Source organism: Novimethylophilus sp. (assembly GCF_036504375.1).
Lineage (GTDB): Bacteria > Pseudomonadota > Gammaproteobacteria > Burkholderiales > Methylophilaceae > Novimethylophilus.
In genome coordinates this window covers 44,408-56,006 of the sequence record NZ_DASXVH010000066.1, presented here as the reverse complement: position 1 = coordinate 56,006, position 11,599 = coordinate 44,408, and the positions used below count along the sequence as shown (strand labels likewise).

The following is an 11,599-nucleotide window of genomic DNA, read 5'->3' as shown; positions in this document are numbered from 1 at the left end:
CCGCACTGGAGTTCATGATGGAACGGATGCATGCCAGTTTCAGCATCAGCAAGACCGAGCTCAAGAAAAATCCGACCCGCGTCAAACGGGATGCAGGATTGCAACCCATTGTCGTACTTAACCATAACAAGCCTGCGTTCTATGCTTGCAGTGAAACCATGCTGCGAGTTGCAGTGGAAAGACTTGCCGGGAAGTCGACTTTGCAGGCAACTTCGAGTTGAGGACGTTGGCCTTCCGATCACTGGCGAACCACCCTCAGATGGATTTCCCGCGCGCCCTCTTGCTCGCGTTCATTGGGCCGTGTTTGACGACAACCGTGTCGTCCGACCCCAGCAACCGTCCGTCCTGGGAACGCAGTTCCAGGCGCTTAACGGGCTTCCCCCGTAGCCTGTCGGCAAGCTGAACCTGGCACTCAGCGGGCCCAAAGCAGTATTCCTCGCCCCATTGGCGCAGCGCCACTAGGAGGGGGAAGAGGCCTCGCCCCTTCTCGGTCAGGACATATTCGTGATATGCGCTGCCGTCGGAAGCGGGAACGGTAACCACAATGCCGTGCTCGATCAGGTTGTGGAGGCGCGACGACAAGATGTTCTTGGCCAGGCCAAGGCTCTTTTGAAGCTCGCCAAAGCGATGTAGGCCATCAAAGATGTCGCGAACGACTAGAAGCGACCACCAATCGCCGATCGCATCCAAAGGCCTCGCAACTGGACAAAGTGCCTCTTTGTGGCTGGTTCGCTTAACCACCTGATCTTCCCTCGCATCTAAGTTTGCCTGCACCATCACGACGCCCAACGAGCGGCGTCGGGTTCGCTCCAACACCAAGCCTGAGTTCGTGCTCGTCTCCCGCGACGCGAGATGAGCAAGTCGATCACAGAGGTTGCATATTAAAACCAGTTCTGTTAAAACGCCAACTAGTTGCTACATGCAACCAGTTGGCATTGTACTTCCGAGGCAGCTCCTTGGTTGGAAATGCCAGTCCCCATCAAATTTGTGCGAGGCCCATCATGATCGACGCAGACGAGTCCTTTGGCGGCACTTTCCCCTTCTTCCCCCATTTCAGCGAGGCGCCAGGCTTTCGGATGCACTACGTTGATGAAGGGCTGCGTGACGGCAACGTCGTGCTCTGCCTGCATGGCGAGCCAACGTGGGGCTATCTGTTCCGGCATCTGATCGCGACGTTGGGCGGTACGCACCGAGTCATCGTTCCCGATCACATGGGGTTCGGCAAGAGCGCGACACCCCAGAGCCGCAGTTACTGGCTCCAGGACCACATAGACAATATCGAGCGTTTCGTGCTCGCTCTTGATCTGCGCGACATTACGCTCGTTATGCACGATTTCGGCGGTCCCGTCGGGATGGGCCTTGCGGCCCGGCATCCTGACCGCATCTCCGCCGTGATCTCAGCCAATGGACCAACGCCCTTCGGCCAGTCCGGCCTGCTCGACCATGTGACGGCAAACGTGGCAATGTCGCCGTGGTTCCAATGGATCCTAAAGGCGGAGAAGGACGGCAGTCTGGAGACCGTCCTTGGCCAACTCGGCTTCAATATTCTCAGCACCTTGAAGCTGAACGGCTTCGAGAACCATGCAATCATCAACGACAGCTGGCTGTCCGCCTATGGCTCGCACTTCGCCTCTCCTGCAGACTGTCTCGGCGCGATCGGATGGGCCAAGGGCTACGCCACCGGCACCCACCGGTTTGAGGCGCCCAATCCGGCTGCCGCTCGCGCCATCCGAGCAAAGCCCGCGCTGGCCATCTGGGGCGACGCCGACCGGACGCTCCATGCCGAGCATTTCCTTCCTCTGTTCACCGAGCTATTCCCGAACGCGCCGGTCCATCGCCTCGCGGGTGTGGGCCACTATTGCCTTGAGGATGACCCGACCGCGATAGGCGAAATTGTTTCCCAGTTCCTTCAGCGCACAGGAGATTGAGAGTGAACGATGCCGCCCAGATCGCGGACAAGGTCAATGTCCGCTCAGCCCAGGAATCCGTCAAGGAGTACTGGTCGCAGAAGATCATGCCGAGGCAAACGGACATCTGTTCAAGGTTGCCAAGGGCATCGGAAGCACACGGTGGCACAGGCACGACGATCAGGACGAGCTCTTCGTCCTGTACAGAGGGCATCTGACAATCCATCTTCGGGATCGGGACATCGAGCTCGGAGAGGACGATCTGTTCGTAGTACCCAAGGGTGTCGAGCACTGCCCGGAGGCCCATGGAGAAGTCGCGTTCTTGATTGCAGGGTTGAACGTCACTTCGAACGTGGCCGGTGGGAAGCCGGACGTGTAGTCCCGTCTCGGCTTGTCTTGGGCCAGGCGCAAAGTGCAATGTTCGCCATCGCCTCCAATGCCTCCGCCGCGACACCATCATGCGCCTGGATGGCAAGCCCCTGGACGACGGCTGCAAAGTAGGCGGCCAGCGCCCCAGTATCCGTCGAGCGGCCCAGTTCGCCCTCGCGAACCGCCCGATCGAATCGCTCCTTGATGGCCGCGATGGCGGCACGCCTTCGCTTGGCAAGGTCGGCTGACACGTCCCTATGCTCGACGCCGCAGGCCACGGCCCCGGTCGTCAGCATGCAGCCGCGTGGTTCTGGCCCTTCGGAATACACGGCGACCGCCTCGCGAAGGATACGAGCAACCGCCTGCAGCGCCGTCGGCTCCTCGGCGAGCGCGCGGGCGGCGAACGAGCCATAAGACGCGCCGTAGCGGTCCAAGGCCTCCTGATAGAGCCGCTCCTTGCTGCCGAAGGTGGTGTAGAGGCTGGGTGGTGTCACGCCCATCGCGGCGGTGAGTTCGGCGATGGATGTGCCCTCGTAACCATGCCGCCAGAAGAGTTGCAGCGCAGTCTCAAGGGCCTCGTCTTTGTCCAGCGCCCGGGGACGGCCTCGCGGACGTGTCTTCACGTTTTTCATAGCGATCAATATAAAAACATATTGACCTGGGTGCAACAAGGTAATTTAATAGCGTTCGCTAGTTAATTAGACCAAGGAGAGAACTGTGACTACTGCAAACACCTCGCTGCCGGCAAGCCGACGCGTCGGACGGCTGATCCCACACAATGGCGGGCATCGCCTCCAGCTTGTCGAAGACACAGCGCCGAGACCCGGGCCCCGAGAGGTCTTGGTGCAAATCGAGGCTGCGAGCCTCAACTACCGGGACCTGCTCGTTCTGCGCGGACAACTCGGACCGGTGCGCGAAGGCCTGATACCCCTTTCCGACGGAGCGGGTCGCGTGGTCGCCACAGGGGCGGATGTGACGCGTTGGCGCGTGGGCGACTGGGTGGCGCCGATCTTCTATCGCCGTTGGATCGCGGGTCCCTTCCGGGAGGCGTACGGACCTGCGGCCCTCGGCGGCGGCGATACCGACGGCGTGCTTGCGGATCTAGTGGTCGTGCCCGAGGCCTCGCTGGTGCGCATTCCCGACGGCCTAAGCTTCGAGGAGGCGGCTACGCTTCCTTGCGCTGCCCTGACCGCGTGGCAAGCGCTCGTAGTGCGCGGACGCCTCGCGGCGGGCGATACGCTGCTCGTACAGGGAACCGGCGGCGTCGCGCTCTTCGGCCTCCAGATTGCTACGGCTCTGGGCGCCAGAACCATCGTCCTGTCGTCCTCGGACGAGAAGCGCGCACGAGCCATGAAACTCGGTGCATGGGCGACAGTCAACTACAAGACGACACCTGAATGGGATGTCGAGGTGCGCAGGCTCACCGATGGGCTCGGGGCCACCCACATTCTGGAACTCGGGGGTCCGGACACGTTCGACCGGTCGCTGCGCTCACTCGCTGCCGGCGGGCATATTGCGCAGATAGGCGTGTTCACGGGGTTCGGCCCCCACTCCAACCTGATCCGCCTCCAGATGATCAACGGAACGATCGACGGCATCAATGTCGGCTCCGGCGAGCACTTCGAAGCGATGAATGCATTCCTCGAAACGCATGGGATCAAGCCTGTGATCGACAAGACCTTCGCTTTGGCGGACGCGCAGGCCGCCTTCGACGAACTCGCGGGCGGACGCCACTTCGGCAAGATCGTCGTCCGCCTGTGAGACCGGGGAGCAGACAATGGCCTTCACGACCAATAAGCAAGTCCGGCTCGCCTACGATGTGGCGGGCGCCGGCCCCGACCTTATTCTCATTGCCGGAACGTCGGCAGACCGCTCGCTTTGGGCGCTAGTCCTGTTTGCGCGTTGAATATTGACCAGGTAAATCCACATATTCTGCCTATTTCTCAGGCAGGAGTATGAGAGGTGATTATACCTTTCGGTATGCCTCTCTCTTTACCAGCAATGCAATAACCGTTTGATTGTTAAAGCACTTTATTTGTGGCGGAGTGGACGGGACTCGAACCCGCGACCCCCGGCGTGACAGGCCGGTATTCTAACCAACTGAACTACCACTCCGCAGTGGTGGCTGCATTATTGCAATGCAGCTTTTGAGAAAATTCTCAAAATTAAGGGGTTGCATCTCTGCAACCCCTATTTTGTGTGGCGTCCCCACGGGGATTCGAACCCCGGTACTCACCGTGAAAGGGTGATGTCCTAGGCCTCTAGACGATGGGGACTGAGGCACATTTCGGTGGTGGAGGTAAGCGGGATCGAACCGCTGACCTCTTGCATGCCATGCAAGCGCTCTCCCAGCTGAGCTATACCCCCCCGAAAAGGAGCCGCCATATTAGAGATGCTTGAACCCGTTGTCAACGATTTTTTGCGCCGGATGCGGCTTTCATGGCTGACGACGGGCTTGCAAGGCGCGCCTATGGTATCTGAAAATGGTGCGGGTCAGCCACTCGCCAAGCTCGTCATCCAGCTCGTCAAAACGCGCTGAAATATGGCTAACCCCAGGTTGCATATCCACATTGGATACCGTTGCGGACAACTGCAAGGGTTGAGGCAGGCGCAGGCTGGGGTACAGGCTGAGCAGAATATGCTGGCCGGCCATCGGCGCATTGTCGTCCTTGTCGATCCAGACGATATGATCGCTAAAAAGCGTCACCGGTTTTTCGGACGGCAGGCTCGTCCCGGCGCGCGTCAATTCAGCCACCAGCAACAGCACCAGGTCCAGCTTGGATTCAAGATGATCCAGGCTTTTCTGCACGCCGTCCGGCAGGTCATGCTCGCGTTCCGGCCCCGTGCTTTCGATCACGGCAAGTGCGCGCAATACGGCAATGTTGCCGTGACGGCGCAGATCGAGCACGGTGGCGGAAGCCTGCTGCTCGACACACCAGGCGAAGGGAAGGGATGCCTGCAGGCTAACGCCGGTGGCGGATGAACTTTCACTCATTGAATACAGTGTCCGGAATCAGCAGCTTCAGAGTATAACAAGAGCTCTCCCTTGGCTGCCAGCAAAGCAGCCCCCATGGCCGCTTCGGTATGCGCGGCGACACGCATGGGGTATCCCATGACCCGTTTACGGATGCGCCTCCAGGTCTCGTTATGCGCGCCGCCGCCTGCGCTGAAAAGCTCATCCACCGGCGTCGCGCCCAAGCGTTCCAGCAACAGATAACCCTGGTGCTCGATCCGTGCCAGGCTTTCCAGCAGGCCATGCAGATATTCCGCGTCGCTTGATGGTCGTGGTTCTATACGCGGCTGCATGTCTGGGGCGTTAACAGGGAAACGCTCGCCTATACCATGGAGCGGGTAGTAATCCAGATTGCTCGCAACTGCCGGATCGATCTCGCGGCTTAATGCCGCTAGCCGTTCGCGCCCGAACAGATTTTCCAGTACCGCACCGCCGCAGCTGGAAGCCCCCCCGGCCAGCCATAAATCTCCGCAACGATGGCTGTAAACACCGTATTCGTAAGATTCCACGCGTGTTCGGCTCAACAGTTTGAGCACCAGCGTAGAGCCCAGCGACGTCACTGCCTGCCCGGGCCGGCATGCGCCGCTGGCGAAAAAGGCCGCAATACTATCCGTGGTGCCGGCGCGTACCCAACAGGCAGTAGGCAGCCCCAGGCGTGCGGCGATGTCTTGCCGCACATTGCCGACTGCGGTGCCAGGTACGAGCACGCGCGGCAGCAGCGGGGCCACCGGCAGCGCCATCAGCCAGTCGGGATAACGCAGTTGCGCCACATCGTAGCCAAGCTTGAGCGCGTTGTGGTAATCGCTGACGCCGGGCTGGCCATGCAGTTGCATGGCCAGCCAGTCTGCCTGGTGCAGAAAATAGCGCGCGCGGCCAATCGGCGGCTGTTCTGAAAACCACAATAACTTGGCGAGGCTGGAGCCGGGGTTGGCCGCAAGGTGCGTGGCGGGGATATGGCGCAGTGTGGAAACGTCGCGCGCTTCATTATAGAGCACGGCGGGCAGCAGCGGCTCGCCCGCGGCATCACACAGCAGGCTGGTTCCGGAAGTGCCGCAAACAGCGATAGCCTGCGTCGTTTGCCGCAAGTCCGGCGGCACCGAACTTATCAATTCGAACAGCGCATCGCGCCATGCCGTCGCCGTGTTGGCGGAGGAACGCCGCTGTGTTTCGAACAGGACATCGAGTTGGGCATCGATGGCAATCAACCGCGCGCCGCTGGTGCCGAAATCCAGCCCGAGATAACAGCCAGGAAAATAGTCGGACTTAGCCCCGGGTGTTGGATTGCGTTTCAAACCGGGAAAGCTCGACGCGCTGCGGTGGCTGCCAGCCAGGCTTGCGGTGTTCGGCAACGACGTTGGTGAAAATGCCGCCGCGCACGAAGAATTTGGCAGTCAGGCGCATGAAGCGCGGCTGGGTAGCGGTGACGAGGTCGTCCAGGATGCGGTTGGTAACGGCTTCATGAAAGGCGCCTTGTTCGCGGAACGACCAGATATAGAGTTTCAGACTTTTAAGCTCAACGCACAGCCGGTCGGGAATGTAATCGAGGATCAGCGTGGCGAAATCCGGCTGGCCGGTCTTGGGGCACAGGCAGGTAAACTCGGGAATTTCCATGTGAATATGGAAATCACGCGCCGGCTGAGGGTTTTCGAAAGTTTCAAGGGTTGTTGCGGGTGAAGAGGGCATGCGTTTGCTCCTGATGAATAGCCGTCATTTTACCATCGCCCTTGCGTGGGAAGCATTGAGGGTGCGGCCGAACAGTTGCAGCGCCAGTTGATAGCCCGTCAGCGCCAACTGCGGATCGTAGCGTTCGCCCTCGTCGCGCATGAAAGCGTGCTGGCCGTTGAATTCGTGCCAGGTGAAATCAAGACCCTGTTCCATCAGCTTCCGGTACACCTCGGCGCGGCCGCTTGCAGGAATATGCGTATCCTGCTTGCCCCAGATCATCAGCAATTCCCCGCCGATTTCGCCGCAGCGTTCCATGCTGTGCTGGCCGGGTTGGCTGGGAATGGTCGTGGTATGCAGGTCGGTGGCATAAAAACAGGCAGTTGCCTTGACCGCGGGCTGTAGCGCGGCGCGAAAAGCCAGGTGTCCGCCGATGCAGAAGCCCATCGCGCCGATTTCTCCGTTACACCAGGCTTGCTGTTTGACATAGGCAATCATCGCAGCATTGTCGCTGTCGTAGCTCTCCGCCGGCTTGGCCGCCTTGTCGGCATTGCCTTTTTCGCGGCCCGCATCGTCGTAAGCCAGCACGGTGCCGATCGGGTTGAGCTCGTGAAACACTTCCGGCACCAGCACGGCATAGCCGTGGCCAGCCATCAGCCGCGCTGCGCGCTCGATGGGGCCGGTCTGCTGGAAAATTTCGGAATAGAACAGAATCGCGGGGAAAAGCCCTTCAGCCATCGGTCGATGTATATAGGTGCGCATTGTCCCTGTAGGAGTCGGCAAGTCTGTGAGGTGGCTTTGAACGATCATTGGATGGCTCCTGTGGGTAATATTATGAGGCGAACAGGCCGGCTCCGCGCCACGCAAGGCTATCCGGACGGGTTTGCAACGAAAGGTGAATATTATAGCCGGGGCCTGGCCTCGTCAGCAGGCATTCTTCCGCACAAGGCTTGCATACGGCATATTTATTTTTCCCGCTTGGGCCGCTATATAAAGTTTGATCCCGCACATAGCTCCCGGCTAAAATGCGGCATCCTTGACCAAGTGAATAACGCCCCTTGCGCCTCACCCATCTCAAGCTCGCCGGGTTCAAGTCTTTCGTCGACCCCACCACATTGCATCTGCACGGGCAGCGCGTGGGCATCGTCGGCCCCAACGGGTGTGGCAAATCCAATGTCATGGAAGCGATCCGCTGGGTACTGGGCGAATCCAGCGCGCGCGAGCTGCGCGGCGATTCGATGCAGGACGTGATTTTCAACGGCTCGCTCAACCGCAAACCGGTATCGCGCGCCAGCGTGGAGCTGCACTTCGACAACAGCTTCGGCGGCAGTGGCAACGGTTCTGGGGGGCAGTGGTCGCAATATGCCGAGATTGTCGTCAAGCGCGTGCTGGAGCGCGACGGCAACTCCGGCTACATCATCAACAACCAGCAGGTGCGCCGGCGCGACGTTACCGATTTATTCCTCGGTACCGGCGTCGGCAGCCGCGCTTACGCCATCATCGGGCAGAACACCATCTCGCGCATCGTCGAGGCCAAACCCGAGGAAATGCGCGTATTCCTGGAAGAGGCCGCGGGTGTTTCCAAATACAAGGAGCGGCGGCGCGAGACCGAGCTCAGGCTGCGCGATACGCGCGAGAACCTGACGCGCATCGACGACATCCGGCGCGAACTGGATAAGCAGATCACGCTGCTGGAAGCACAGGCCGAGGTCGCCGAGCGCTTTCACCAGCTCCAACAGCAGTTCGACACCGCCAATCAGCTCATCTGGCTGCTGAAGAAAAGCCAGGCCGCAGGCGACTGGGAAAAATCCCGGCGTCGCGTGGGGGCAATGGTCAACGAACTGGAAGCGGAAATGGCGGCCTTGCGCCGCGCGGAAAGCGAACTGGAACAGGCGCGCCTGTTGCATGTTGACGGTAGCGCCGCTACGCAGCAGGCTCAGGCGGCCTTGTATGAGGCCAACGCTGCGCTGAGCACCATCGAGCAACAGCTCAAGCACGCGCAGGAAAACGTCGATCGTGCCGAAGCCCGCCAGCGCGATCTCGCAGTCCAGCGCGGCCACGCCGAAACGCAAGACCTGGAGCGCCGCGCCGCGCTGGCTGAACAGGAAAGTCTGCTGCAGCAGGCCGAAACCCGCAGCGCCTCGGCAAAAACCGCTCTGGAGGCTTGCCGCATGGCCCTGCCGCAACGCGAAGCGCAGCAGCGTGCCGCGCAGCAGGCGATGGGAGCCGTGCAAAGTGCGCTGGCCAAGGCCGAGCAGGGCTTGCAAGTCGGCTTCACCAACCTCCAGTACCAGCACCGCCAACTGGACCAGCACCGGCAGCGCCAGCAACGGCTGGAGGCCGAAAGGAACAATATCGTATTGCCGGACCTGGCAATGCTTACCGATAAAGAATCGCAGCAGCGGCATGCCCGACAGCAGTTGAATGCGCTGGAGGCGGAAATCATTACCTTGCAGGAACGCGAAACCGTCGAGCAGACTGCGCTGCATCAGGCGCAACTTGTCGTGCATGAACAGGCACGCCACATCGCGCAACTGGAGGCGCAGCTTGCCACCCTGCACAAGATTCAGCAGGCCGTAGGCAGCGACGCCAAGCTCGGCGAATGGCTGAAGCAGCATGGGATGGCCGAGCACGCACGCTTCTGGCAAGCGGTGCGCGTGAAAGCCGGCTGGGAGACCGCGGTGGAAAGCGTGCTGGGCGAGCGGCTCAATGCGCTGATGCTGGAGTCGTTGGCTGCGGTGCAGGGGCTGCCGCAGCCGCCGGCACCGCTGGTGTTTTGCGCGCCGGCCGCACAGGCAGCCGTGGCGGAGACGGCGCACGGTCTTAAACCGCTAGCGCAATGGGTGACCCCATTGGCTGCAGAGGTTGCCAGCATCGCCGACGATTGGCTTGCGGGCATCTATGGCGCCGATAGCCACGCCGATGCACTGAACAAGCGCGAGCAACTACGCGATGGCGAATGGCTGGCATGTCCGGAGGGCCATCTGGTCAGCCGCACCAGCGTGCGCTTGTATGCGCCGGGCTCGGCCTTGCATGGCGTGTTGGAACGCCAGCGCGAACTGGACGCGCTGCAAGCGCAATTGCCGGAACAAAAAAATACCCTCGCCAGCGCGGAAGCAGGGCTCGATGCGTTGCAGGAATCCCTCGGTGAAATTCGCCGCCAGCTGGGCGAGCAGCGTCATGCGCAAAAGCAGCTTGGGAGCCGGCAGCATGCGCTGATGATGGAAGTGCAGAAACTCTGCCAGCAGCGTCAGCATGCGGAAGAACGGCTGCAGCAATTTGCGAAAGAGCTGGAAGAACTGGCGCACCAGGTTGCCGAAGGGGAGGGGCAGCTGCAGGTGACGCAAGCGGCCAATACCTCCCAGGAAGCGGAATTGCGGAAGCTGAAACAGCAGCGCGACGAACAGCGAGAAACGCTGACAGCGGCAGATGACATGCTGGCACAGGCTCGCGAAGCGTCGCACCAGGTGGAGCACGCAGCGCGCGAAGCGGAATTCAATATAAACATAATAACAAATAAAATCAATGAAATAAATAATACAATTAAAGTTTTGGAGGAACAAAAAATCGGGTTGGAAAGCCAACTGCGGGAAACACAATCCCTGCGCGCCAGCCATGACATCGCGGCGATCAAGACGGCACTGGAATCCGCCGTCGAAACCCGACGCCGGCGCGAAGAAGCGATGGCCGCCGCGCGCAATGCGCTGTCCGGCATCGAGGCCAGCCTCACCGATATTGACCGTCGGCGCATGCAGGCCGAGCAAGGACTGCACCCGTTGCGCGACCGCCTGGAACAATCGCGCCTGGCCGAGCAGGAAGCCCGGCTGCATTTCGAGCATTGCGCGGAAGCCCTGGCCGGGGCGGACGAAGAAGCGCTTGCGATGCAGCTGGAAAAATCGGCGCGCCCGGCCGACATGAGCCGCAAGGCCGAAACATTGCAGCAGGAAATCGCCGCGCTGGGCGCCGTCAACCTCGCCGCCATAGACCAGCTGACCAGCGAACGGGAACGAGCCGGCTACCTGGATGCCCAGGCGCTGGACCTGAACTCCGCGATTGAAACGCTGGAAGAAGCCATCCGCCGCATCGACCGCGAAACCCGCAGCCGCCTGCAGTTGACCTTCGACGAAGTCAACCGCAACTTTGCCGAGCTGTTCACCGTGCTATTCAACGGCGGCCAGGCAAGACTGGAGCTGCTGGGCGAGGAAATCCTGGACACCGGCATACAGGTGTTCGCGCAGCCGCCGGGCAAGAAAAACAGCACTATCCATCTGCTGTCCGGCGGCGAAAAAGCGCTGACTGCGCTGGCGCTGGTGTTCGCGCTGTTCCGCCTCAACCCGGCGCCGTTCTGCCTGATGGACGAAGTAGATGCGCCGCTGGACGACAGCAACACCGAGCGCTTTTGTGCGATGGTAAAAAAAATGTCGGAATTCACGCAATTCGTGTTCATTTCCCACAACAAGATCGCGATGGAAATGGCGCAGCAACTGGTGGGCGTGACGATGCAGGAATCCGGTGTTTCGCGCGTGGTGGAAGTCGACGTGGAAGAAGCCCTGCGCATGGCGGAAATTATCTGAGGGAAATTGCCTGGGATGTATACGCTGCTGAAAATATCCGCTTCGGCTGGCATCGTCGCCGCGGTTTCGGGGCT

At 60.6% G+C, this 11,599-nt stretch carries 12 protein-coding genes and 3 tRNA genes; 6 read left to right on the top strand and 9 right to left on the bottom strand.

Features of this window, described 5'->3' with window-relative positions:
* The coding region (locus tag VGK14_RS10520; RefSeq protein ID WP_331509034.1) for a hypothetical protein at nucleotides 1-221 on the top strand (221 nt) is incomplete at its 5' end.
* A 34-nt stretch (nucleotides 222-255) separates the two neighbouring features.
* Here the strand turns inward: VGK14_RS10520 and VGK14_RS10515 are convergent.
* Nucleotides 256-777 (bottom strand): helix-turn-helix domain-containing protein, encoded by a 522-nt coding sequence (locus tag VGK14_RS10515; protein ID WP_331509033.1) that lies wholly within the window; start codon nucleotides 775-777, stop codon nucleotides 256-258.
* A 224-nt stretch (nucleotides 778-1,001) separates the two neighbouring features.
* Here VGK14_RS10515 and VGK14_RS10510 point away from each other — a divergent pair, with 224 nt between their 5' ends.
* Both VGK14_RS10510 and VGK14_RS14655 read left to right on the top strand, forming a co-directional pair.
* On the top strand, nucleotides 1,002-1,928 hold the full coding sequence (locus VGK14_RS10510) for an alpha/beta fold hydrolase (RefSeq protein WP_331509032.1): 927 nt from the start codon (nucleotides 1,002-1,004) through the stop codon (nucleotides 1,926-1,928).
* Nucleotides 1,894-2,286, top strand: a complete 393-nt coding sequence (locus tag VGK14_RS14655; protein WP_414691717.1) for a cupin domain-containing protein — start codon at nucleotides 1,894-1,896, stop codon at nucleotides 2,284-2,286. The genes VGK14_RS10510 and VGK14_RS14655 overlap by 35 nt, the downstream gene beginning before the upstream one ends.
* On the opposite strand, the gene VGK14_RS10505 is transcribed toward VGK14_RS14655, so the two are convergent.
* Nucleotides 2,249-2,908, bottom strand: coding sequence for a TetR/AcrR family transcriptional regulator (locus VGK14_RS10505; protein ID WP_331509031.1), 660 nt, complete (start codon nucleotides 2,906-2,908; stop codon nucleotides 2,249-2,251). The two genes, VGK14_RS14655 and VGK14_RS10505, sit on opposite strands and share 38 nt — an antisense overlap.
* A 106-nt stretch (nucleotides 2,909-3,014) precedes the next feature.
* On the opposite strand from VGK14_RS10505, the gene VGK14_RS10500 reads away from it, so the two are divergent.
* Together VGK14_RS10500 and VGK14_RS10495 are read left to right on the top strand one after the other, a co-directional pair.
* On the top strand, nucleotides 3,015-4,037 hold the full coding sequence (locus VGK14_RS10500; protein ID WP_331509038.1) for an NAD(P)-dependent alcohol dehydrogenase: 1,023 nt from the start codon (nucleotides 3,015-3,017) through the stop codon (nucleotides 4,035-4,037).
* Nucleotides 4,038-4,053: 16 nt separating this feature from the next.
* Nucleotides 4,054-4,182, top strand: a complete 129-nt coding sequence (locus tag VGK14_RS10495; RefSeq protein ID WP_331509030.1) for a hypothetical protein — start codon at nucleotides 4,054-4,056, stop codon at nucleotides 4,180-4,182.
* A 132-nt stretch (nucleotides 4,183-4,314) separates the two neighbouring features.
* Here VGK14_RS10495 and VGK14_RS10490 read toward each other — a convergent pair.
* The 7 genes from VGK14_RS10490 to VGK14_RS10460 all read right to left on the bottom strand — a co-directional run bounded on the left by VGK14_RS10490 (nucleotide 4,315) and on the right by VGK14_RS10460 (nucleotide 7,761).
* Nucleotides 4,315-4,391 (bottom strand) — tRNA-Asp (locus VGK14_RS10490).
* An 85-nt stretch (nucleotides 4,392-4,476) separates the two neighbouring features.
* A tRNA-Glu gene (locus tag VGK14_RS10485) sits at nucleotides 4,477-4,552 on the bottom strand.
* 15 nt (nucleotides 4,553-4,567) lie between these two features.
* Nucleotides 4,568-4,643 (bottom strand) — tRNA-Ala (locus tag VGK14_RS10480).
* A gap of 70 nt (nucleotides 4,644-4,713) precedes the next feature.
* Nucleotides 4,714-5,271 (bottom strand): PilZ domain-containing protein, encoded by a 558-nt coding sequence (locus VGK14_RS10475; protein WP_331509029.1) that lies wholly within the window; start codon nucleotides 5,269-5,271, stop codon nucleotides 4,714-4,716.
* Nucleotides 5,268-6,581 (bottom strand): FGGY-family carbohydrate kinase, encoded by a 1,314-nt coding sequence (locus VGK14_RS10470; RefSeq protein ID WP_331509028.1) that lies wholly within the window; start codon nucleotides 6,579-6,581, stop codon nucleotides 5,268-5,270. Before VGK14_RS10470 ends, VGK14_RS10475 begins: the two co-directional genes overlap by 4 nt.
* Nucleotides 6,553-6,972, bottom strand: a complete 420-nt coding sequence (gene queF, locus VGK14_RS10465; RefSeq protein WP_331509027.1) for a preQ(1) synthase — start codon at nucleotides 6,970-6,972, stop codon at nucleotides 6,553-6,555. The genes VGK14_RS10470 and queF overlap by 29 nt, the downstream gene beginning before the upstream one ends.
* A gap of 24 nt (nucleotides 6,973-6,996) precedes the next feature.
* Nucleotides 6,997-7,761, bottom strand: a complete 765-nt coding sequence (locus VGK14_RS10460; RefSeq protein WP_331509026.1) for a dienelactone hydrolase family protein — start codon at nucleotides 7,759-7,761, stop codon at nucleotides 6,997-6,999.
* A 248-nt stretch (nucleotides 7,762-8,009) separates the two neighbouring features.
* Here VGK14_RS10460 and smc point away from each other — a divergent pair, with 248 nt between their 5' ends.
* A complete protein-coding gene (smc, locus tag VGK14_RS10455; RefSeq protein WP_331509025.1) occupies nucleotides 8,010-11,525 on the top strand; it encodes a chromosome segregation protein SMC in 3,516 nt (1,171 codons plus the stop codon).
* The last annotated feature ends 74 nt before the right edge of the window (nucleotides 11,526-11,599 follow it).